Annotated in this window: 16 protein-coding genes; 9 read left to right on the top strand and 7 right to left on the bottom strand. The window is 58.6% G+C overall.

The window, feature by feature from the left end; all coding sequences use genetic code 11:
- Nucleotides 1-34: 34 nt before the first annotated feature.
- The 9 genes from argJ (at nucleotide 35) to PYTT_RS12120 (ending at nucleotide 11,769) form a co-directional block, all read left to right on the top strand.
- Nucleotides 35-1,276 carry a bifunctional glutamate N-acetyltransferase/amino-acid acetyltransferase ArgJ gene (argJ, locus tag PYTT_RS12160; protein WP_245741040.1) on the top strand — a complete coding sequence of 414 codons (1,242 nt, stop codon included), beginning with the start codon at nucleotides 35-37 and terminating at the stop codon, nucleotides 1,274-1,276.
- Between the two features lie 183 nt (nucleotides 1,277-1,459).
- Nucleotides 1,460-2,335, top strand: a complete 876-nt coding sequence (locus PYTT_RS12155; RefSeq protein ID WP_172801831.1) for a metal ABC transporter substrate-binding protein — start codon at nucleotides 1,460-1,462, stop codon at nucleotides 2,333-2,335.
- A 45-nt stretch (nucleotides 2,336-2,380) separates the two neighbouring features.
- The gene (locus PYTT_RS12150; RefSeq protein WP_141675879.1) at nucleotides 2,381-2,824 is read left to right on the top strand and encodes a hypothetical protein; all 444 of its coding nucleotides are present in this window, start codon (nucleotides 2,381-2,383) and stop codon (nucleotides 2,822-2,824) included.
- On the top strand, nucleotides 2,818-3,588 hold the full coding sequence (locus tag PYTT_RS12145; protein ID WP_067777479.1) for a metal ABC transporter ATP-binding protein: 771 nt from the start codon (nucleotides 2,818-2,820) through the stop codon (nucleotides 3,586-3,588). Before PYTT_RS12150 ends, PYTT_RS12145 begins: the two co-directional genes overlap by 7 nt.
- A complete protein-coding gene (locus PYTT_RS12140; protein ID WP_067777478.1) occupies nucleotides 3,585-4,427 on the top strand; it encodes a metal ABC transporter permease in 843 nt (280 codons plus the stop codon). Before PYTT_RS12145 ends, PYTT_RS12140 begins: the two co-directional genes overlap by 4 nt.
- A gap of 6 nt (nucleotides 4,428-4,433) precedes the next feature.
- Nucleotides 4,434-6,050 (top strand): beta-N-acetylhexosaminidase, encoded by a 1,617-nt coding sequence (locus tag PYTT_RS12135; RefSeq protein WP_067777476.1) that lies wholly within the window; start codon nucleotides 4,434-4,436, stop codon nucleotides 6,048-6,050.
- Nucleotides 6,019-7,854 carry a sialidase family protein gene (locus tag PYTT_RS12130; protein WP_141675878.1) on the top strand — a complete coding sequence of 612 codons (1,836 nt, stop codon included), beginning with the start codon at nucleotides 6,019-6,021 and terminating at the stop codon, nucleotides 7,852-7,854. The genes PYTT_RS12135 and PYTT_RS12130 overlap by 32 nt, the downstream gene beginning before the upstream one ends.
- A 32-nt stretch (nucleotides 7,855-7,886) precedes the next feature.
- Nucleotides 7,887-8,963, top strand: coding sequence for a M28 family peptidase (locus PYTT_RS12125; protein WP_067777474.1), 1,077 nt, complete (start codon nucleotides 7,887-7,889; stop codon nucleotides 8,961-8,963).
- A 217-nt stretch (nucleotides 8,964-9,180) separates the two neighbouring features.
- Nucleotides 9,181-11,769: an alpha-N-acetylglucosaminidase gene (locus tag PYTT_RS12120; RefSeq protein WP_067777471.1), complete on the top strand. Its 2,589-nt coding sequence runs from the start codon at nucleotides 9,181-9,183 to the stop codon at nucleotides 11,767-11,769.
- A gap of 187 nt (nucleotides 11,770-11,956) precedes the next feature.
- Here the strand turns inward: PYTT_RS12120 and PYTT_RS12115 are convergent, their stop codons facing one another.
- From PYTT_RS12115 to PYTT_RS12085, 7 genes are all read right to left on the bottom strand, one after another.
- Nucleotides 11,957-14,263, bottom strand: a complete 2,307-nt coding sequence (locus PYTT_RS12115) for a cytochrome c biogenesis protein CcdA (RefSeq protein WP_067777469.1) — start codon at nucleotides 14,261-14,263, stop codon at nucleotides 11,957-11,959.
- Between the two features lie 148 nt (nucleotides 14,264-14,411).
- Nucleotides 14,412-15,467, bottom strand: a complete 1,056-nt coding sequence (locus tag PYTT_RS12110) for an ankyrin repeat domain-containing protein (RefSeq protein WP_067777467.1) — start codon at nucleotides 15,465-15,467, stop codon at nucleotides 14,412-14,414.
- A 22-nt stretch (nucleotides 15,468-15,489) separates the two neighbouring features.
- Nucleotides 15,490-16,995 carry an MFS transporter gene (locus PYTT_RS12105; protein WP_067777464.1) on the bottom strand — a complete coding sequence of 502 codons (1,506 nt, stop codon included), beginning with the start codon at nucleotides 16,993-16,995 and terminating at the stop codon, nucleotides 15,490-15,492.
- Between the two features lie 106 nt (nucleotides 16,996-17,101).
- Nucleotides 17,102-18,769 (bottom strand): dihydroxy-acid dehydratase, encoded by a 1,668-nt coding sequence (gene ilvD / locus PYTT_RS12100; protein WP_067777462.1) that lies wholly within the window; start codon nucleotides 18,767-18,769, stop codon nucleotides 17,102-17,104.
- 154 nt (nucleotides 18,770-18,923) lie between these two features.
- Complete coding sequence (locus PYTT_RS12095; protein WP_067777460.1) at nucleotides 18,924-21,047, bottom strand: beta strand repeat-containing protein; 2,124 nt, start codon at nucleotides 21,045-21,047, stop codon at nucleotides 18,924-18,926.
- Nucleotides 21,048-21,316: 269 nt separating this feature from the next.
- Nucleotides 21,317-23,707, bottom strand: coding sequence for a transglycosylase domain-containing protein (locus PYTT_RS12090; protein WP_141675877.1), 2,391 nt, complete (start codon nucleotides 23,705-23,707; stop codon nucleotides 21,317-21,319).
- Nucleotides 23,686-24,183 (bottom strand): septal ring lytic transglycosylase RlpA family protein, encoded by a 498-nt coding sequence (locus PYTT_RS12085; RefSeq protein WP_197677904.1) that lies wholly within the window; start codon nucleotides 24,181-24,183, stop codon nucleotides 23,686-23,688. The genes PYTT_RS12090 and PYTT_RS12085 overlap by 22 nt, the downstream gene beginning before the upstream one ends.
- Nucleotides 24,184-24,235: the final 52 nt, after the last annotated feature.

Raw genomic sequence — 24,235 nt, 5'->3', positions numbered from 1 at the left:
CCGCACAACATCCATCATCATGCCGAACAACAACATGAAAACCATCGAGGGCGGAGTCACCGCACCGCAGGGATTCGTCGCCAACGCCCTGAGCTGCGGCATCAAAAAACCGACTGCCACCCGCCTCGACCTCGCCCTTCTCTACTCCACCCTTCCGACCACCTCCGCCGGAACATTCACCACCAACAAAGTACGCGCCGCCTGCGTCCGCGTCAGCCAGTCCCACATCCGCCGCAACGACATCCGCGCCATCATCGCCAACAGCGGCAATGCCAACGCCTGCACCGGTGTTGAGGGCATCAATGTAGCCCGCCGCGAATGCCGCATCGTCGCCAAGGAACTCGGCATCAGGCAGGGTGAAATCGCCGTATGCTCCACGGGCGTCATCGGCCTGCCCATGCCCATGCAGCGCATCGAACCCCGCCTCCCCGAACTCGCAGCCGGACTCGCCCCCGACAAAGGCCACGACGTCGCCTCCGCCATCATCACCTCCGACACGCGCGAAAAGGAAATTGCCGTTGAAATCACCCTTCAGGGCAAACCCGTCCGCCTCGGCGCATGCTGCAAAGGCGCCGGCATGATCTGCCCGAACATGGCCACCATGTTCTGCTTCCTCACCACCGATGCCGCCGTCGCCCGCCCCGATCTCGAAAAACTCACCTGCGACGCCGTTGAAACCTCCTTCAACCGCATCACTATCGACGGCGACATGAGCACCAACGACACCGTCCTCGTCATGGCCAACGGAGCATCCGGTGTCACCGTCCGCCCCGGCACGCCGGACTGGAAAACCTTCAGCGACGCCGTCCACCACGTCATGCTCGAAATGGCCCTCCACATCGTACAGGATGGTGAACGCGTCACCAAATTCGTCACCGTCGAAGTCGAAGGAGCCCGCACCTTCGCCGATGCCCGCAAAGTCGCCGAAGCCGTCGCCAAATCCTCGCTTGTCAAAAGCTCATGGAACGGCAACGACCCGAACTGGGGCCGCATCGTCCATGCCGTCGGCTATTCGCGCGCCAATGTCCGGGAAGAACTCATCGACGTCGACATCGCCGGACTCCCCGCCTGCCGCGGCGGCCTTCAAACGGACACCCCGTCCGACAACCTCCGGGAAGCCGTGCTGGCCCAAGCCTTCACCGTTCGCATCGACCTCAACATGGGCGACGCCGGATACACCGTCTACACCACCGACCTCTCCCCGGAATACGTCGACTTCAACCGCTCCGAATACGCCTACTGGAACCAGGCCAAACGCGACGGCCTCACCAAATAGGCGGACACACCACCCCCCCTCACCGAAACGCCGGAAGTCTCCCCAGACCTCCGGCGTTTTTACGTATGCACTCGCACTGCCGACTCTCATTGATGCGCTATGACCTCTTCCTTGCTTGCACAAACCCGAAAGTTGGCATATCATTTCAACGTGAAATATTTGTCATGTCTTGCGGCTTATTTGGTGAGTGCTTTTGTTCTCGTGGCGGCTGAGGTCAAGGTAGCGGCTTTGCACCCTTTGCTCGGCGATATGGCGAGAAAAATCGGCGGCGAACAGGTCGAAGTAGTCGATCTGCTGAAACCGGCGGGAAATCTTCACGCATTCGAACCGACGACCCGCGAGATGGCGGCGGCTTCCGGCGCCCGGCTGGTACTGGCCTCCGGCAAGCAGCTTGAGCCCTACCTCGGCCGACTGAAGGATTCCCTGCCCGCAACGACTCGCATTCTCGATCTCGGCGCCTCCGTGCCGGATGTGCCCGTGCAGGACGGCGGATCGCATGCCGAGCACGAACACGACGACGATTGCTGCAACCACGGTCCCAACGATCCCCACTGGTGGCACACACCCGGCAATATGAAACGCGCCGCACGCTCCCTAGCGGCCGAGTTGTCGAAGCTTGATCCCGAACACGCCGCCTCCTACAAGGAGAACCTCAAACAATGGAACCGCGAGATGGACGAGCTGAACGCATGGGCGCGCAGTACCGTCACTGCGATTCCCGCCGAAAACCGGGTTCTCGTCACGGGACACGCCGCGATGGGCCATTTCTGCAAGGAGTACGGTTTCCGCATGATTCCCATTCAGGGCATTTCACGCGAAGACGAAGGCAATACGGCGCGCCTTGCCTCCATTCTCGCCCGGTTGAGGGAGCAGAAGATACCGGCCATTTTCACCGAGGTGAACGCCAGCCCGAAGATGCTTGATACCATCGCCCGGCAGCTCGGCGTGCCGACAGCTCCCCTGATTACGGACGGCCTGTCAGCTGACCGTCACGATTTTCCCACCATGTTCCGGTACAACGTGGAAACGATGCAAAAACTCCTTCAAAACAAGAAATAACCGCTTGTTTCTCCATTCTGTCCTCCTGCATTCCCTCGCTCTGCCATGCACTCGTCCCCAAGGTTCCATTTTCTGCTGGCATTGATCGGCATGGTGCTGCTGGGCCTGCCGCTGTGGAACATGCTGCACCCGTCCGCCCCCGCCCAGCCGGCAAACACCCCGGCATCGCATGTCGAGCAGGAAACGGCGCCCGCCGTCCTGACCGTCCGCTTTACGGGAAAACCGGCTACGCTCCGCATTACCGACCGGAGCAGGACGATAGCCGTTCTGCCGCCCGGAGAATCCTCCCCCTGGGAAACGGATGTCGATCTCCCACAGGATCGACACACTGTCGAATGGACAGTGGAAGCAGAATGGCCCGGCCAGGCAGATCCGAACGCCAACGAAGCCGTCACTCTGGAGCTGGAACCGCCCGCCGCCGAAACCCGTGCCGCCACGCGCTGGACGACAGGGAGCAAACTTCACGATACTTTTTCCTTCACATGGTAGCACACGACCATATTTGCTGGGGAGGCGGCCATGAACACGCCGATGCCCACAGGCTCAGCGTCGAAGGCGTGACGGCCCGCTACGGGCAGGTCGTCGCTCTGGACGACATCACGTTCAGCACGGTCTGCGGCCACACGCTCGCCCTCGTCGGCCCGAACGGAGCAGGCAAATCCACCCTGCTCCGCCTGATGGCCGGGTTGATGCCGCTCACTCGAGGAAGCATCACGTGGAACGGGCAGCCGCTGCAATCCTGCCCGCATGAAATCGCCTACCTGCCCCAGCGCTCCGATGTGGACTGGAGCTTCCCCCTCACCGTACGGGATCTGGTGGAGATGGGCCGCTACCCTTCCATCGGCATTTGGGGCAAATTCAGCAGGCACGACCGCGAGATCGTGGACAAGGCCATCGACTCCCTGAATCTGAACGAACTCCGCAACCGGCAGATCGGCGCTCTCTCCGGCGGCCAGCAGCAGCGCGCCTTCCTCGCCCGCGCCATCGCACAGGAAGCCCATCTCCTGCTTCTCGACGAACCTTTCACCGGGCTCGACCTGCCAAGCACCGAGACCCTCGGCGGCCTGCTGCGATCCCTCGCAGCGGAAGGCCGCCTCATCATCGCATCCCATCACGATTTGAACTCCGCTCCGCTCATTTTCGACCAGACTCTCCTGTTGAACAGGCAGGTCATTGCCTTCGAAGACACCCGGCAGGTGCTCACTCCCGCCCATATCTCCCGCGCCTTCCACAAGGAGGATTCCACGCCATGAACGATTTCCTCCAATTCCTGAACGAACCCATCGCCCAGCGCTCCGTCTGGGCCTGCGCCACCATCGGCTTCGCCAACGGATTCGTCAGCGCGCTCGTCGTGCTGAAGCGCTCCTCCCTGCAAATCGGCACCCTCTCCTGCGCCCTGCTGCCGGGCATCGCCTTGGCTATTCTGCTCTTCGGTTTCATGCAAATGAGCATCCTGATCGGCGCCGTCATGGCGGCCATGCTCATCGGCCTCGGTTCCCTGTTCGTCTCCCGCACCTCCCGGCTGGATCACGATACTGCGCTCTCCATCCTCCATACGACGGCCTTCGCCGCAGGCTACATCATTCTCGTGCGACTCGGCCTCCAGCAGAAAATCGACGACTGGCTCTTCGGCAGCATCATGAGCATGTCGGATACGGACCTCATCACGGCCTACGTCATCAGCGCGGTGGCCGTCCTCTCCATCACGGCATTGAAGCGTCCCCTGCTCATCTACCTTTTCGACTCCCAGGTAGCTTCCACCCTCGGCATCCCGTCACGGCTGTTCAGCTATGGCATCTTCGCCCTGATCATCCTCGTCCTTGTTTCTTCGCTGCAAGCTGTCGGCGCCTTCCTCACGCTCGGACTTCTCGTCGCTCCGGCAGCCACCGTGTATCTGCTGACGGACAAGGCTTCATGGCTTTTCTGGGGCGGAGGGCTCATCGGCGGCCTCGGTTCCCTTCTGGCCTTCTGCATCTCCTTCCCCCTCGGCTGGCATCTCGGAGCCACGATCATCCTCGTACTCGGAGCCTGCTTTATCCTTGCCTACATCTTTTCGCCGAAATACGGCCTTCTGAAACGCCTGATCCACTGAACAACCATGTCTCTCCCTGCTTTCATTCTCTCCCTGCTCCTGTTCTTCGCCTGCAGCCTTGCCGAAGCTGTCGTCCCCCAGCCGGCCAAAATGGAGGTCTCCTCCGCGCCCCCGCTCCATTTTCCGCTGTCCATGCAAGCCTCCGGCGATGAAGAGGGCATGAGGGAACTCCGGACCGCATCCGCCATGGGCTTCTGCCCGCCTCTGGACAAGGGAGCCCCCTGCATCTCCCTGCTGTACTATAACCCGTGGGTGTACAAAGGCACATCGGGCGACCTGCCGGAAGGAGGCTACAGGCTCCTCGTCTTTGCAGACAACAACGGCATGCCACGCATCCAGCTGCGTGCCAGCTCGCCGAGCGGTTTCTTCTACGGCATCCAGACGCTGACCGCCCTGCTTGAAGAATACAAGACGGACAAGGGCTACCTCATTCCCCCTCTGTTTATCGACGATGCGCCGAAATACGCATGGCGAGGACTCCATCTCGACGTCTCCCGCCATTTCTTCCCGAAGGAGGATGTCGAGGAACTGATCGATGCGATGGCTCTCGCCAAACTCAACAACCTGCATCTCCACTTGACGGACGGCCCCGGCTGGCGGCTGGAAATCAAGAAATATCCCCGCCTGACGGACATCTCCGCATGGCGCAGGGATGCCCGCAAGGAAGAATGGAACTGGCGCAACACCTTGCTGGGGCCAGACCAACAGGAAGGAGAAGTCTATGGAGGTTTTTATACGCAGGATGATCTCCGGCAACTCATTGCGTATGCAGCCCTGCGCCATATTCGCATCGTTCCGGAAATTGACCTTCCGGGGCATTCCTACGCGGCCCTGTTCGCATACCCGGCCCTCGGCTGCTCGGATTTCGACCCGCAGGACAACGGACTTCGCGGCCACGACAATCTCTGCATGGGCAATGCCGAATCCCTCACCTTCGTCAAAGACATCCTGACCGAACTGATGGATATTTTCCCTCCCGGCACGCCGATCCATATCGGCGGTGACGAGGTCATGCCCGGGTGCGGGCAGAACTGCGGCCTCTGCCGGGCGCGCATGAGCGCCCTCGGCATCTCGACCACGCCGGAGTTGCAGGCAGGGTTCATGAAAGACATCGTCCTGTTCCTGAAAGACAACGGGCGGGAATCCATCGCATGGGACGAAGCCTTCGAGGCCGGCCTCAAAGGCCCCATCATGATGCTCTGGAGAGAGGAACAAAAAGGCGTGCAGGCATCGCAGGGCGGAACGCCCGTCATCCTCACCCCGTCATCCCACTTCTATTTCGACTACTATCAAGGCGATCCGGCCAAAGAACCGAAGGCCATCGGAGGCCACATCACGCTTGAACGCGTCTTCGATTATACGCCGTTGCCGGACATCGCGAACATACTCGGCATACAGGGCAACCTCTGGACGGAATACATCCAGAATAAACGCCAACTCGAATACATGGCATGGCCCCGCGGCTTCGCTCTCGCGGAAAAGGCATGGGGAAGCCCTTCGACCTCGTTCTCCGATTTCCGGCAACGCCTCGCCCCTTACTTGAAACTTTTCGATAAACGCAACATCAATTACAGAACCCTTGACCCAAACCATGACGACCATGCACAACCAGTTCAACCGTAACGTACCGTTCAGCCTTCTTCTGGCAAGCCTCGCCGCTGTTGCCTCCCTTCCTGCTGCATGGGCGGCAGCGCCGGAACCCGCTGTCGTCGCGACGCCCCCCTCGGACGGCAGCCGCGGCCTCATCCGCATCGGCCCGAAAGAAATCCGCCATTACTCGGGCGACCGTGGCAACGGCCCTCTGAACATGCTCGTCAGCCGCGACAACGGCCAAACATGGCAGAAAACGAAAACGCCGCAAGCCTATCCTCCCAATTTCGGCGGCATTCCCATTGAATCCCCGGCCATCACATGGCTTCCGAAACAGAAAATGTTCATCCGGGTCCAGCCGATCAACGGCTTTGTCTTCATGTCCAAAAAAATTGATGGCCCTTGGTCCGCCGTCACCAAAGACGGAAAACTCGAACCCAAATGGGAGGACAAGGAAAAGCAGAAAAACTTCGTCAAGCTCGGCGGCATCATGCGCAATCCTCTTGCCGTAGACAAAGGGCGCCGCATCATCATCCCTGCACACGACAAGAGCAAAGGCACATGGTTTCACATCTCGGACGACGGAGGCCTGACATGGCGCACGTCCAAAGGACGCATCACCGTCGGCAAATACACGCCTTCCTCACGCGACAAGGGTGCACGCTGGCATAACGGAGGCGTAGAAGCCACTGTCGTTGAACTCAAGGATGGCAGGCTCTGGGCTCTCGTCCGCACAGCCCATGACCAGCACTGGCAATCATACTCCAAAGACAAGGGAGAAACATGGTCCGATCCCGAACCTTCCCGCTTCTTCGGCACCCTCACCATGATTACTGTCGGCAGGCTCGAAAACGGCAAACTGTACGCCACATGGACAAACACCGCAGCCCTGCCCGAAGTCAACCACGGACGCAACGACGCTTGGGAAGATGTCTTCACCAACCGCGACTCCCATCACATCGCCCTGTCGGACGACGACGGCAAAACATGGTACGGATTCCGTGAAATCTACCTGAATTCCCACCGTAACGATGCCAACTACGGCGACATGCCGGGCACGGACCGCGGCAGCCATCAGAGCGAAGTCGTCGATCTCGGCAAAGGAAAAATCCTCGTCAGCCTCGGCCAGCACCCCGAACACCGCCGCATGGTCATCGTCGATGAAAACTGGATCTCGGAAAACACCCGAAACAGCAACATCACCAAAACGGGACTGGACGAATGGACAGCCCACACGTACCTCCCCGTCATCAAAAAACACTGCGCCTACAACCGCAAACCCTCCGCCACCGTCGAACGCCATCCCGACAAGGGCGGAGCCAAGGTCATCTCCCTCCGCTTCATGGATGACGACACCCTCGTCAATCAGCAGACCGGAGCAGACTACCGCGCGGGCGGAGCCACATGGAACATCCCCAACCTCGGTTTCGCAGGCCGGGCCGCTACCCGCATCCGTTTCCCGAAAGACAGCGGAGGAGTCCACCTTTCCCTGTGCGACCGCCTGTTCAACGCATGCGACACCACGACGCCGGAACAGGCGCTCTTCACCGTCAAACTGGCCCCGGGCGATAAAATCGGCAATATCACCCTGAAACCCGACACATGGTACACGGTCGAATTCAACTGGAACATCGACAACGAAACAAAAAGTGCGAAAAAACAGGGTACCTGCACACTCAGTATCGATGGAGCAAAAGCCGAAACGTTGAAGCAACTGAACCCTTCGCCCAACGGAATCAGCTACATCCACTACATCTCGGCGGCCCCCGCACCGGATAGCGGCGTACTCATCGAAGGAGTCGGCTGCAAACCTGCCGGAGCAGACTCCAAACAATAGCCATCCCCGCCGCCCCCAGCCATCGAACCAAGATGAAACGCAATCTCCTGACTGCCGGGTTCTCCACCCTGCTCGCCGTCCTGCCCATCGCCTGCACACAGCTCTTCCAGCCCTGCGGTTCAGGACACATTCCCGATACGCAAGCCTTGCAGAAAAACCTGAAAGGGCATATCTACACGCTGGCGGACACCATCGGCGAACGCAACCTGTACCACGAAGAAGCCAACCGACAGGCCATCGACTACATATGCAACGAATTCCGCAGCATGGGGTATGAACCGGAGCAGCAGGCCTTCACCGTCGGCAAGGAGGACAGGTTCGGCCCGGCCTCCGGGAAAACGGCCGTCAACATCGAAGTCCGCAGGCCCGGCACCGATCCGAAGGCTCCGTGGCTCATCATCGGCGCGCACTACGACACCCGTGCCGGCATGAAAAACTGGCACGACACGAACGGCCTCATTCCCGGCAAAACGGGCACCCCCGGAGCCAACGACAACGGCTCGGGCATTGCCGCCGTGCTGGAGTTGGCCCGCATCTTCCGCCACCTGCCCACGCGGAGCGGCATCGTCTTCGTCTGCTACGCCAACGAAGAACCGCCCTTCTTCCAGACGGAAGCCATGGGTTCCCTCGTCCATGCCGGCCGAATCGTCAAGGAACTGGGCAAAAACAACATCATGGGCATGTACACGCCGGAAACACTCGGATGCTACTCTCCTCGCGTCAACAAAAAACGGAAAACGGCCATGGTCGCCGGCATGGCCGGACTGCCCGACCGCTGTGACTATGTCGCCTTCATGTCCACCAACACCGGGCGGGACTTCTCGCGCCGATGCGCGTCCCTCTTCACGGAACAATGCCGTTTCCCGGTGCGCTCCGCTGCTTTCCCATACTATACGAAAGGCGTTGCATGGTCGGACGACTGGTCATACATGAAATACGGCATCCCCTCCTTCGCTGTCACGGACACAGCCTACCTGCGCAGCGACGATTACCATGAAACGAGCGATACCCCTGAAAAAATCGACTACCGGGAGTATGCCGAAGTCGTGCAGGGCCTCGCCAAAATGACTCGGAAACTTCTCGAAGCTGTACCGACTACCAAAGACTGAACGGAAAGTTCCGAACCTGGACACTATTCGGAGGAAAAGGCCCGAAAAGAACGACGGACACCAGCATCGACGCATCTCCCGATTGTCCAACAAGTCAGCCATCGGGAGATTTTGGCTGCAATGGTCAAAAAATTCTCACTGTCATAACATATATTGTAAACAAAAATGATAAAACGATATTTTGACACCGTATTAGGTAAAAGCGATTTTGCTCATTATGAAATCAGTATTTCTCTATAGCCTTGCAACCGGTATTGCCGTTCTGCCTCTCGGCAGCCTCACTTCCTGCCACGATTCTTCCAACCAGGCCGGAAAAACCAAACAGGCCGTTTCCGATCCCGCCGTCAAATCCGCCGAGGATCTCGTCGCCCGCATCACCCCGTCCGCCAAGGGGCTCGTCCAATTCAAGCTGAACGCAGCACAGAAGGATACGACCGTTGCCGGAACCGGAAAAGGCATCATCATCACCGCGCCTTCCATCCGCGAATGCATCCGGGGCTATGGCCGCTATCTTCGCGACATCGCCGGAGTCCACCTCTCGTGGAACGGCGACCGCATCAAGCTTCCCGAAACGCTGCCCCAACCCAAAGGCACCGTCCACTTCGACAAGGAATGGCCCGTATGCCATGCCTACAATTACTGTACTCTCTCCTACACCTACCCATTCAACAGCTGGCAGCAGTGGGAACGCGAGCTCGACTTCCTTGCTCTGAACGGCTTCTCGCAGGTACTCGTCACCGCCGGGCTGGAAAAAACATGGCAACAGTTCCTGACAGGCCTCGGCTATCCGCAAGACAAGGCCCTTGCCTTCATCCCGAACCCGGCTTTCGCCGCATGGTGGAACATGGGCAATCTCGAAGGCCACGGCGGCCCGATCTCGCAAGGCGTCATCGACCGTGAAGCCGAACTGGGACGCAACATCGTCTCCCGCCTGAAGGAAATGGGCATGACCCCCGTACTGCAAGGCTACGTAGGCTTCCTCCCCGACGATTTCGGCAAAACGGTAGCCGACAAGGAAATGAACATCGTGCCTCAGGGCGGATGGTGCAGCTTCAACCGTCCGGCCGTTCTCGATCCTACCTGCGCCGCCTTCCCGCGCATTGCCGAAGCCTGGTACAAGGCGCTGCACAAAACCTACGGAACCACGACGACAGCCTACGGCGGCGACCTGTTCCACGAAGGCGGACGCAGCGGCAACATCAACGTAACCAATGCGGCCAAAGCCGTACAGGCAGCCATGACGAAAGCCTCCCCGGATTCGACATGGGTCATCCAGGCATGGGGCGGCAACCCGTCCGGCGCACTGCTCGACGGCACGGACCCCGGCAAAACGCAGGTTCTCGCCCTTACGCTCAACATGACTCCGGCCGACAAGGCGACGCGCAACTTCAAAGGCCGACCCTACGTGTGGTGCGAACTCGCCAACTTCGGCGGAAACACGGGCCTCTACGGTGGCCTTCCCCTGCTCTCCGGCATGGATAAATCCCTGAACGACGCGAAAAAAACGGGACTCATCGGCATGGGCATCCTCTCGGAAGGCGTAGCGACCAACCCGCTCCACTACGACATGTTCTTCGAGCGCATCGGCCGCACCGACCATATTGACATTCCCGCCTTCCTGAAAGGCTACGCCGAACGCCGCTACGGCAGCGCACCGCAGGAAATTCTGGAAGGCCTCCAGCTGCTGGCAGACTCCATCTACGCGCCCAACCGTGCACAGGAAGGCTGCACGGAATCGATCATCTGCGGCCGCCCCTTCTGGGGAATCCGCAAGGCCTCCACCTGGTCCTCCGCCGGACGCTCCTACGACTTCCGCAAAGTGCTTGCCGCCGCCCGCGCCTACATGAAAGCCGTCGAACTGCATCCCGAGCTGATGAAGGAACCTACCTTCCGCTACGACTTCGTAGACCTCATGCGCCAGATCCTGACGGATTCCGCCTATGAACAGCTCCAGATCGTCAGGGAAGCGTTCGACAGCAAGGATGTGGAAGCCTATAAGAAGGAATCCGCGAAATTCCTCCAATTGATGGAAGATGCGGACGACATTCTCGCCACCGAACCCCAGTTCCTGCTCGGTCGCTGGATTCAGGATGCCCGGAACAAAGGAAAAACACCGGAAGAAAAAGACAACATGGAGCGCGCCGCGAAAATGCTCATCTCGACATGGAGCAATAGCATCAGCGGCCTGAACGACTACTCGAACAGGCAATGGGCCGGATTCATCCGCGACTTCTACCTCCCGCGCTGGCAGCTCTTCTTCGACAGCCAGCTCCGCATCCTGCAAGGTACCGACGCCGGAAAGGCAAACAAGGATTACCAGGATGCCGTACACAAGCACGAGCTGGGCTTCTCCGGTGAGCGCAAAGCCTACCCCGTCACCCCGAAGGGCGACGCGGCAGCGCTTGCGGCCAAGGCATTCGTCCACCACGATGCACTGTTCAAGAGCATCGAAATGTCCAGCGGCAATGTGGAAGGTTTGCCGTGGAATCTGGAATCGGGTTCTCCGCTCAGCTTCAACGTCACCGAATACATCAAGAAACCCGGCACCTACACCGCCCGTTTCACATGGAACAAGGGACAAAGCGCGCTGAAAATCCACTCCGTAGCCCTCTATGAAGGCGACAAGCTCGTCGCTGAAGACAAGCACGAAGGCTGGACGGGACAGGACAACCGGGACAACGTTTACACGCTGAAACTGCCGTCCTACCGCACCAATCTCGACGCCTACACCCTGAAAGCCGAAGTCAGCGGCGCATCGGGTACGCAATCGCAGGGCACCATGAGCATCCGGTTCACCGGTAAATAAGATACCGCACCGCACGGATTTCAAGAGCGTTTCCTCCCTGGGGAAACGCTCTTTTCATGGAGGCAATCCGGCCATTCGCCCTGTGTCGGAAAACCAAGGCATGATACTGCTTCCCACCCGTCCGGTACGGCTATCAAAAAGGCGCAGGATAACCCTGCACCTTGAAAAACCGTCTTCAGAAAATCCGCTATTCGGCACTCTGCACCGCGGATTCCTCCTCGCCGAAAATGCGCTTGTCCGGCATCGAGCCCCAGATGCCAATGCCCACGAGCGCAAGCGCGATAATCGCGCCCGTGAGGCGCGTCGCCTTCGGACGATAGATGGGGCACCAGCGGCCATACACCCAAAGTCCCGCGGCAAACACGACGAAGAAGATATAGACCACCTGCAAATCGAAACTGTCGATGAAGAAAGCATTGTACGTGCCGATGAAATAAGCGGCAGCCCCCAGCAGGAGGAAGGACATGCCCTGCTTGAGGGATTCCATCCATGCACCGGGCTTGGGCAGGGATTTCACCAGCGCCGGGAACGCACCCATCAGCAGATACGGCAGGGCGAGGCCCAGTCCCATGCACGTCATCGACAGGAACATCATGCCGGCATCAAACGCCATCACGCTGGCCATCACGGGCCCGAGGAACGGAGCGCTGCACGGGGTAGCCACCACCGTAGCCAACAAACCGGAAAAGAACGAGCCGATGTAGCCCTTTCTGCTTTGCAGGGAACTGCCTGCACCCGTCGCTCCGACACCGATTTCAAACAGGCCGAACATGCTCAAGCCCATCGTCAGGAAAATCAGAATGATCCCGTAAATGACCCACGGATTCTGCAGCCATGCGCCCCACGACTGCGCTTCTCCTCCGGCCTGCGCACGCAGGTAGAAAATTACCAGCGTCAGCAACCAGAAAGAAAGCAATACCCCGAAGGAAAACGACATCGAATGGGCAAACACCTTCTTGCGGTCGCCTCCGCCCATCTCGACGAAACCGAGAATCTTCAACCCGATCACAGGGAAAACGCAAGGCATCAGATTCAGAATCAGGCCGCCGAGAAACAGGGAACCGAGAATCACCCAGATGCTGGATACCTTTTCAGGTTCCTCAACCATCGCGGAAACATCGCCTTCGCCGAACAGGTGGGCCTTGAGGAATGAAGCCAGATAATCGGGCGTCAGGATTTCACGCGTAATGGCGGGCTCCTTGCCGGGCATGTACAGCACATTCACCGGAATGGAACTGCGGTTCAGGGAACGCATCTCGGCATCGATGGCCGGATTGGGCTTCGTCTTATCCGCGCGCAGCATCAGCACATTGCCTTTACGCATCAGATCCTTGACTTCGGATGAATACGCAACCTTCTTATTGGCAATGCACGTAGCGCACCATTGAGCCGTAAAATCCACATACACGGGCCTGCCTTCGGCAAGGGCCTTGTCCATCACATCCTTACTCCAGGGCTCCCACTTGTAGCGCCATGCGGCGGTTTCGGCGGCCGTAGCCTTCACCGCCGTTTCCTTAGGCTGTTTGGCAGGCATGGCGGCAGCAGAAGCGGAGGCTCCTTGCTGAGCAGGCAGTTCGAGATCCACTCCCATGCCATCCGCCACGAGCAATCCCTTCAAGGACGTCAACGGCTTCAGCACAGGTTCATCGGAATCCTCTTCCCCAGCTTCATCGCCGGATGCCAGAGGGTACAGCATATCGGAACCGTCGTTCATCGTCATCGACAGCTCATACATGCCGGGTTCCTTCTCCGTCAGCTTCTGGGGAGCGGTCGGCAGCACGGAATTGTCCCATGAGAAGAACTGCACCTTGGCGGGATCAAGCTTCACGCCCGCAGGCGTGTACCATGTCAACGTCACCGTTTTGGCAGCCAGATCCTGCGCCCAAAACGGCTTGCGGGATTCATCAAGCCACGCGGGCTTCTCCAGTCCGGTCACGGCATCCTCGTATTTGCCCCATACGGGAGCCGCCGCCCCGTCGCCCTTCGACAGGGAAACCGCCACTTCCTTCTGTTCCGGATTGGCGCACTGCCCTTCGCGGCAGACCTGCCAGCTCACTTCGACCTTGAAATCCGCCTGTGCAGGCGCATTCGCCTGAGGCACGACCTTCCACACCATCGTCACCTTGCCTTCATACGCATAGGCCACACCCAGATCGGAAACCTCACGCATCGGCAGCGACCAGTAAGGCCCCGAAACCGTAAAACCGGGCACTTCCTGCAACTTCGCCTCCATCGGGATGCCCACCGTGCCGGGATTCCGGTAATAGGCATGCCACGGGTGGGGAAGATCGGCCTGCACGGCCACATAGAACGGCTTGCCTTCCGCATAGGACGCGACGGAGGCACCCTGCATCCTGACAGCCACCTGGGGAGCCCCCGCATCGGCTGCCCCCGGCATGACCGAAGCATCCCATGCCCTGGCCTGCGCCAGAGCGGAACCGGACAAACAGCATCCCGCCATCAAGGGAATGAAAAAACGATGAAACGAATTCATGGAGCAAATATAAGCAAATCACACAGCCAAAACAAGCCATAAACGGCATGGTGACTCACTCCGGCCCGAAACGGGAACCTACCGCCGGAAGAATATACAAAAAAAGCGCATCCCGTAAGGAATGCGCCCATTTTGAAAAGTGTCGCGGTTATTTGGCAACCGGTTCCATGACAAACCATTTCGGCAGGACCTTTTTCCGGATAGCTTCCGTGATCAGTTTGGCCTTGAGGGCGACTTCCCTGCGCGCCTGTTCGGAAAAGTAGGACTCCAATTGTTCGGGAGACATCTGCAGGAGCTTGATCGTCGCTTCATACGCCAGCATGCGCACATCCACATCCTTGGCATCCTTTCCGGCGGCAGCTACCGCACCATTCAACGCCTTGGAAACGATATCGAGCGATACCGTACCGTCCGAGCTGTTGCGCTCCACTTTGCTGCGAGCCTTATCCAGAGCCTTATAGACATCGTCCACATTCACCTTGCTGACGTGCGTTTTGGTGGAATCGAAATCCGCCTTGTACGCCGCCATACCCGCACGGGCGAGCTGAAGGGCCGTTTTGCCGTCCCTGTTCTTGAGATTCCTGTCCGCGCCGCGATACAGCAGCATCACCACAGCCCGATCGTTGCCGCGCATGGCAGCCAGCATCAGCGGCGTATAGCCGTTGCCTTCCTTATTGTCGATCTTGGCCTTGCTGTCGAGCAGGCGTTCCACGACGCGGTCGAGCCCGCTCCAAGAAGCCCAATGCAGAGCTGTCCACCCGTCTTCATCCTGCTGGTCGACCTTCACTCCCTTTTGGGCGAGAATGCGCTTCACATAATGCAGGCGATACATCTTTTTGGATTTTTCCTTCTTGGAAGCGGCTTTGGCAGCAGCTTCATCTTCCTCCTCCTCGTTATCGAGGGATTCCTGCAAGCGTTCCGTCGTTTCGATATTGTTGTTGTTCGCGTAGGCAGCCCACATAAGCGGGGTGCGCTTCTTGAAATCAACGAGGTTGATGAAATTGCCATCCTTGTCAAGCCCGGCTTTCAACGCCTCCTCAAAGGCGATGGAATCGTCCTTCTTGATGGCGGATACGAGGTCGGCAGCCGGATTGTCCTCTACCTTGAAAAACTTGGTCACAACGAGGCTGACGGCAGCCAGTATCAGGCTCAAGCCGATGAGTATGAGGCTGTCCTTGAAGATATTTTTGCCTTGTTCAGTCATAATGTTCGGTTTGTTGGATGGTTCAGGACTTTGCTTCTTCGGAGACGACGGCCGCAGAAACGACTTCATCTTCGCTCAACGCCTTTTTGGCTTCGGCTTCCTTCAGGGCATCCTCTTCAGGATGCTCGGAGGTGATGGAATTCTTCATCTTGATGATGGCGAGCGGGCTGACCACGGCCAGAATCAGGTAGATCATCCACATCAATTCGGGGGAATCCCAGAAGCCGATATGGTTCGTATCAATCTTCGCAGCAATGCCGTCGTAGCAGAAATAGCTGACGAGAAGACCGCCGATAATGCCGTTGATCGGCTTGGCGATGAACATCGGCAAGGCGGAAATGGACATGTACGAAGCGACCTTGTCCTTGGGAGCCACGCGGGCGACGTATTCCGAGAAACGGGGGGAGAACAGCAGCTCCCCGAAGGCGAAGACGAGAATCTGCGTCACGATGGCTACCAGATAGGCCTGCGAACGCGTTTCGATACCCGGTACATAGTAATACCAGTCGATAGGCACGGCCATGAATACGAGGGAGAATGCCGAGATGGACATGCCGACGATCATCAATTTCACCGTCGAGAAGCGGTTGAGCACGGGAATCAAGGCAATGAGGCCGACGACGATGATCGTCGGATTCAGCGCATTGACGAGGCCGATGGAGAAATCTTCATACAGCGTGCGGACGTAATACTGGGGCATCACGATGAATTGCAGCGTGAAGACGATGCGCACGCCCAGAGTCAGCACGAGAAACAGGATGAGCTTGCGGAAGGCGCTTTCCTTCCAGACTTCCTTGAAAAGCTGGAGGGGCCTGCGCTGCGTGTTCGTCTGCATGCGCTCCGAAGGCTCGGCATAATTGTTTTCATTGATGAGGCGCGTGGCGAGGAAGGCGCAGCAGCACATCGCCGTGCCGAAGTTCACCACCCAGAAACCACCGTCCACCGAGCCGTATGCATCACGGAAGCCCTGCACGACGAAGGCGCTGGCGACAACGGCCGAAATATTCATCAACAGGTAGTACACATTGAATCCCGTCGCACGGGCCGTGAACGTGGTGAATCGCCGAATCGACGTCTGAATGACGGGCGACATGAACGCCGTACCGAACGACATGATGAAGATGCCAGCCATCACTCCGATGCGGGCGCAGTCGGCATCCAGTCCGATGGACGCTCCCAGAGAAGACGAGCAGATATCGGGGGAGAGCCCCATTACCAGACGCCCGAACAGCAACAGGCAGAACCCGATTGCATACGACCGCTTCAGGCCGATGATGTCGCAGATGGAGCCTACTGCGAAAACGAATGCGGAAATGAACAGTGTGTAGAAGCCTACCCAGAGCGAAGCGTTCGCATCGTCGAAACCGCAGTAGTCCGACAGGTAGAGCACGAAAATGGCGATCAGGGAGAAATAGGCGATGCCATCGAAAAACTGAATGAGGTTCGTTAGCCAGAAATCCTTCGAGACGGTTTTAAGAATCTTGAATTCGGAAAAATACTGGACAATAGGATTCTGTTTGTTACTCATGTACGTAAATGGGAGATGGCAGCAAGAAAAATGCGCCGTATTTTCTATTAAAAACGGCGCACTTTCAAGCCATAAATTCCAAGATGGGGAATTTGGGAACGCGAGGTTACTTCAAAACGGCTCCGGAGCTTGCATTCCCGGCAAGCCTCTGGTAACGGCGCAACCACGAAGAATCGATTTCCTTGTGAACGGGTTTCCAGTTTTTACGGCGCTCGGCGATCTCTTCTTCGCTCAAATGGGCTTCGAGCCTGCGCTCGGGAATGGAATATTCGATGATATCCCCATTGCGCAGCAGGCCGATCAGGCCGCCTTCCGCCGCTTCCGGCGAAATATGGCCGATGCACGCGCCGTGCGTGGCGCCGGAAAAGCGGCCGTCCGTAATCAGGGCCACCTTCGCGCCGAGTCCCTGCCCCATGATGTACGAGGTGGGAGCCAGCATTTCCTGCATGCCCGGGCCGCCTTTCGGCCCCTCGTTGCGGATGACGACCACATCCCCCGCCTTCACCTTGCCCGCAAGGATGCCTTCGCAGGCTTCTTCCTGGGATTCGAAAATAACGGCAGGCCCCTTGTGCGCCATCATATCGGGATGCACGCCCGCCTTCTTGACGATGGAACCTTCGGCAGCGAGGTTGCCGAAGAGGACGGCAAGGCCGCCATCCGGCGAATACGCCTGGTCGAGGGGATGGATCACCGTGGGGTCCAGAATTTCGCAACCGTCCGTCAGTTCGGCCAGCGTCTTGCCGCTCACCGTCCGGCATTCCATATGCAAAGCGCCGGGTACCTTGGAAATTTCATGAATGATCGCACTGATGCCGCCGGCCCTCTGTACATCTTCCATATGGAAGCGGGATGAAGGGGCCACCTTGCAGATATTCGGCGTACGCCGGGAAATCTCGTTGATGCGGTTCATGTCGTAAGGCACGCCCGCTTCATGGGCGATGGCCAGCGTATGCAGCACGGTGTTCGAGCTGCCGCCCATCGCCATATCGATGGCAAAGGCATTGTCGATGGCATCCTGCGTCACGAGATCGCGGGGGCGCGGGCCTTCGGCCTTCGCCATTTCCACGGCGCGGCGGGCCGTCTCCTTCCAGAACTCCTTGCGCTCCTCGGAGGTAGCCAGCAGGGAACCGTTGCCCGGCAGGGAAAGTCCGATCACCTCCGTCAGGCAGTTCATCGAATTCGCCGTAAACATGCCCGAGCAGGAACCTGCTCCGGGACATGCCGCACACTCGATTTCGCGAAGCTCTCCGCCGGAAATCTTTCCGGCCTTGTAACGGGCCACGGCTTCAAATACGCTGTTCAAGTCAAGCACCGTACCGTCGGCCAGACGCCCGGCCGCCATCGGGCCGCCGCTGGAGAAAATAGTCGGCACATTGCAGCGCAAGGCACCCATGATCATGCCGGGAACGATTTTGTCGCAGTTCGGGATGCAGATCATCGCATCGAACGCGTGGGCGCTGAGCATCGTTTCCACGCTGTCTGCAATCAGTTCGCGGCTCGGCAGGGAGAACTTCATCCCCTTGTGAGCCATCGCGATGCCGTCGCAAACGCCCGGAAGATTGAACTCGACCGGCGTGCCGCCGGCCTTGCGTACTTCTTCCTTGATGAGCTTGGCGACTTCATGCAGATGCACATGCCCCGGAATCACCTCGTTGAAAGAATTGCAAATCGCGATGAACGGACGCTCGATATCTTCATCCGTCATCCCTGTCGCACGCATCAGGCTACGATGCGGCGCGCGTTCAAAGCCAGCCTTGGTTCTGTCGCTTAACATAGCGGAGCGAGTGTAGCATACGCGGCACCCGCTGTGAAGCACAATCGCGGAAGGAACAGGAATATCCGGCCCCCTTCCGGCAGGTCGGGCGCCGTATAAAAAAGAACACCACCCCGGAAGGATGGTGTTCCCGCTCAGAATAAAACGCACATTTTCAGGCGCACCTGCGGCGGCGCAAGGCGAGACTCGCCAAACCGAGCAGGCACAGCGTCGCCGAGGCGGGTTCGGGCACGAGCACATACACCGTGCCGCCATTCGTACGCCAGTCGGCATCACCGATACCTTCGATCGTGCCCGAGGCAATGGCCCAGCTGCTGTCGCTGTTGATCAGATTCACATCGAAGTTCTGATCGAAAGTCGTCGTATTATCGAACAACCGAACGACGAGATACTGGTAGGAATCATCCGGCGTGTAGATGTAGTACTTCAAATCGAGATTCAGCGAACCCGTCATGAGTACATTGCCGAAAGCGGCATTCATATCCACCGTTCGCACATTGCCGTTGACCAGGTCTGTAATCTGGGCACCGGCCAGCACGAATGCCGTATTGGAGCAGGAAACGGTTTCGGTACCGTTTGTGCCGGAGAACGAGGTTGTCCGACCGTTCACGGTCACATCGGCCAGAGTCAAAGTCGCGGCCTGCTGAATCGTCACCACGGTATTCGACAACGATAGGTTTCTGAGACCGTATGCGGATGTCACGGTCAACCCCATATTCGAGGAAGAACCGCGCACGGACGAACTCGTTCCGGTCAGGCCCGTTGCCGAAACGGCAATCCCCGTCAGGGAAGCGTTTCCACTGCCGGCTAAGGCCGTTATGGATGCCTTCGTACCAGAATTGAGTGTCGCGCCCTCCTTCACGGTCACATTGCGGCGTCCCATATCGCCGGAAACGGTCAGCGTACCTTCGTTCACCGCCATATTGCCGGACCAGTCGCTCGTACTGCTCGAATAATTGAAATTCACCATCCCGGAACCGACCTTCGTCACATTGCCGCTGCCGTTCAACAGAGCACGCGCGCCGGTATCCGGGGCCAGATTGATCGTCCCGGCTCCGCCGATATTCAGATTGCCGTTCAAAATGAAAGCATTGCTGTTGGGACTCCCGGAAAGCGTCAGAGCAGAACCGGCGACCCCAGGATTATACAGGAAACTACCACCCTTGGAGGAAACCGTCGTACCCTGCCCCGCACTGTGTGAAGTCCCTACCACCTCGATCGTCCCTCCGTCCAGCAGGCGGTTGGCGGCATAGTCGGCAATATTGGAAAGGGAACCGGCGTATCCGTACGTGGCAAGGCGAAGCGTACCCTGCACGGTCACCATATTGGTCGAATTCGTGTAACCCGACGTCCTCAACGTACCGGACGTAATATCAAGCGTCGCCCCGTTGGCCACGACGATTTTCGCATTGGCGTCGGAAATCGTACTCGTACCCGTAATAAACACCGTACCGTTACCGGCAATGGTCGTCCCGCACTGAATCGGCGTACCCGCTCCGCTGTAATTGAACGTACTGGCACCCGATATCCTCAATTCGGCGTTATTTGCCACTGTAATCGTTCCGACAAAGGAATTCGTACCGCTCATGGTCAACTTGCCGCCGTTCACATTCAAAGCCGAGGCAGCATCGTAAACCTGCATCGTCAGGTTGCGTGACCACACCGTTGGAGTGCTTGTACCGAGATTGTTCACATTCAGCCTGGCGCCATTGGTCAAGGAGATATTGCCTCCAGTCATCGTACCTCCGTTCAGATTGAGCGCATTGTACTGGGCTATCGTGAACGCACCCGTATATCCCGAAGCATCGCCGTTGAGGGTCACGGAATTGGCTCCGGACATACCCGCAATATTGCCGGAACCGGTCAAGGAACCGTCGATCACGATCGCGTTGCCGTCCCTCCACCCCGTATCGTGCCCCCATGTCTGATTGCCGTTCACCACGACATTGGCGCCGATCCTGACTGTGGAAACGCCTCCGGTCGTGCGGATACCGCTCGCACCGATCGTCAGCGTCTTCTTACTGTCGGCACCTTCCCCCGTTTTATCGTAGCCGATCACCAGAGTCTTGGCGCCGGACAGGGAAATACCGCCCCATGAGGCATCCGCACCCAGATTCAAGGGTGCATCGACCGTACCGTACGCGGAATTATTGTCCCACACAGCCACATCCGAAGATGTCGGCACTACGCCACCGCTCCATGCCCCTGTCTGATTCAGCGATAATGTACCGTCATTATTTTTGCCGACATTGGCTGCCATCGCAGCTGTCATGGACATACCCAGCGACAATACGAATGTGATAAACAAAGTCCTTTTCATAGCGAGAATGATAATTTACCGTATCAATATAACAAACTGCTCTTTTAGTGTCAATATGATTACTATATGTTAGAGTAATAGAAAAATATCGCACTTTACGCCAATGAAATATCAACATAAAATATTTTATACAACACATGATGATCACACAAAACGGCAAGATGCCGTTGCAGCAGCAAGACACCGGTCCATCCTCATCGCAGGCATCTTGCGACGATCGTAAACAACTATAGTGAACCGACCTGAATCGTATGCGCTGTACACTTGCCCGTCGAAGGGTGAACCAGACGAATCACATGCACTCCCGGTTGCAATTCCGCCACGGGCTGGCCGTCCCTCATCTCGATCTTCAACGTATCGCATGCCCACCGGGCATCATCCAGATTCGACTTCAACATTACATGCCTGCCCTGATTCGGCATATCGGGATCAAGCATGTAGCGCGCATTCTGAGGCGGCACGAGAATGCGTGGACTCTCCGCCAACGCATCCGCCCCAGCCAGCACGAACCTTCCGGCACCCAAAGCCCCCGGAAGATCCAGCCACCCCGCATACCGGTGATCAAGCCTCACCCGCCCGTCATCTGCATAATCGCAGGCCTCCGCCGCTCCCGGCTTGCGTGAACGTACGCACCACTCCCGGCGCACATACTCGGCAGGCACCCCGGCAGCCGGTTGCCGCCCCGTACGGCCGTCCACATCCACCTGCACCAGAGAACCCGGAGGTTCGGGAAAACCGGGCAAAGGAAACAACGCATCCTTTCCTTCATACACGGCTCGCATCACACGATGAAAAATAGGCCCGGCACCATCCACGCCGCCAAGATTCAACATCGCACGCCCGTCGTAATTCCCCACCCAGACCGCCACCGTCACCTCCTTCGTCACGCCGACGCACCAGTTATCCCGGTAATTGGACGATGTACCCGTCTTCACCGCGCAGCGGAACGGCAGGCGCAGCGGAGAACGCAGGCCGAATGTCGCCGCCCGCGCCCGCACATCCGCCAGCACATCCAGCAGAATGAAACACGTCTCCCGCGAAAGCACGGGTTCACCCGGTTGCGGCACCGACTCATGCAGGCGGGGAAAATCGCCCGGCCGCATCGGCGGCACGGGAAGCGGAGAACCCAGCCGCGCCAGCACCGCATAGGCTCTGGCCAGTTCATACAGAGTCACATTGCCCGTTCCGATCGCCAGCCCCAGACCGTACTCGTCCGCTTTCCGATCCAATGTCGAAAAACCGAGCCTGCGCAGCAACTCCAGCAAATCCTCCACACCTCCGAACGCACGCCCTCCCCCCAGCTCGTTCAGCACGCGCATCACCGGAATATTCAGAGAACTGCCCAGCGCATCGCGCATCGGTACCGGGCCCCGGAACCTCCCGTCGTAATTCCCCGGAGCGTCGATCCCGTCCGGCTGCCGGAAAAACGTCGGTACATCGGGAATCACCTCACAGGCCAAATGGCCTCTCTCCAAAGCGAGCGCATACACAAAAGGCTTCAACACCGACCCGGACGACCTCGCCACGCTGAACACTCCATCCAGCAAACCGCCAGCATCCGGCCCGCGATCCACGGAACCCAGCCAGGCAAGAGGCTCCCCTGTCGCATTATCCAGCACCACCACAGCCGCCTGCGACACACGGTGCCCGGCCAGCTTCCCCACCTCCTCCCGGGCAATACGCTCCACCTGCCTCTGCAGGCGCACATCGAGAGAACACCGCAAACTTCCTGCATCATGCCCTCGCTGCACACGCGAAACCACATGGGGAGCCACAACCTCCCCCCACGGCCTGCGCCGGTGTGCACTGCAGTCCACCGGCTCCTCCAGCGCACGGGCCACAGCCTCCCGGGAATACCCACGCTCGGATTCCAGACGCCTCAAAATCCAATCCCGCCGAGCCTTCGCCCGCTCCGGATACTTCAGGGGATTCAGCCGCGAAGGGGCATTCGGCAAAGCGGCAAGCAACGCGCACTGCGCCAGCGACAACTCCCGCAACCCCTTCCCGAAATAGAAAAACGAAGCCGCCTCCGGCCCGAAACACTGATTCCCATACCCCAGCCTCGCAAAATACTTCACCAGCACCTCCTCCCTGCTCCAGCACATCGCCATACGCCTCGCCTGCAGCAGCTCCCGCACCTTATTCCCCCAGGTCCTTCGTTCGGGAGACGAAGAACCTTCCATCAACTTAGCCAACTGCCCGTGAATCGTCGATGCACCGGATGCCCGCCCAGCCAGACCGACCCGGCTCGCCGCCGCACGCACCACAGCCAGTACATCCACCCCGCCATGCTCCTCGAAACGGCGATCCTCCGCCACCAGCACCGCATCGACCAACGCTTGCGGAAGCTCCTCGAACCTCACCACGCTCCGCACATCCCCGCCCCTGTCGGGCAAAAAAGCCAGAGGCCTGCCGTTCCTGTCAAACAACGTCAGCGGCGCGGAAGCCTCATCCTGCGGCAAAGGAACCAGCCACGGCAACGCGAACCAAACCAGCAGAAACAGAACAGCCACTGCAACAGCCGGCCACAGCGCCCGGCGCATGGCACGGCACAGCCTTCCCCGCCTGCCGCCGCATGGAACATCGGCCTTCACCGTCATCCCCTCCTTCGCTCCCACTTGCCATCTCCTACCGACAGCACCTCGACATACACCTTATCCAGCCCTCGCTCGCGGAAACCCAGCTTCTTCGCCGCCGCAGAACTGATATCCAGCAGCCTGCCCTTCACAAAAGGCCCCCGATCATTCACACGAAGCACGATACTCCTGCCTGTGCGGCAGGAAGTCACGCGAATCTTGCACGGCAAAGGAAGAGTCCTGTGCGCCGCATGCTCGTGATAACTCTTCACATCCTCTCCAAGCGCCGTCTTGCCGGAACACAACCCGAAAAACGACGTCTCATCATAATGGGAACAAATCCCGACCGCCTTGTAATGCAGGGCCTGATCCACCGTCATCGGCACAATACGCTGCCCCTTCACCGTATAGGGAGCCATCTTGTAGCCGGGATAATCCCGCTCCTTCGGATTCACCGACTGGAAACACGAAACCAGCGGCAGCATACAGGCGAACAACAGGCAGACTCTCACGCACATCCCTTGCATTATGGCGAAACCCGCCGCATGTGTCAACAGAAAGCCCCACCCC

The organism is Neoakkermansia glycaniphila (assembly GCF_900097105.1).
In the GTDB taxonomy this organism is placed as follows: Bacteria; Verrucomicrobiota; Verrucomicrobiia; order Verrucomicrobiales; family Akkermansiaceae; genus Akkermansia; species Akkermansia glycaniphila.
This window is presented reverse-complemented; position numbering and strand designations above follow the sequence as displayed.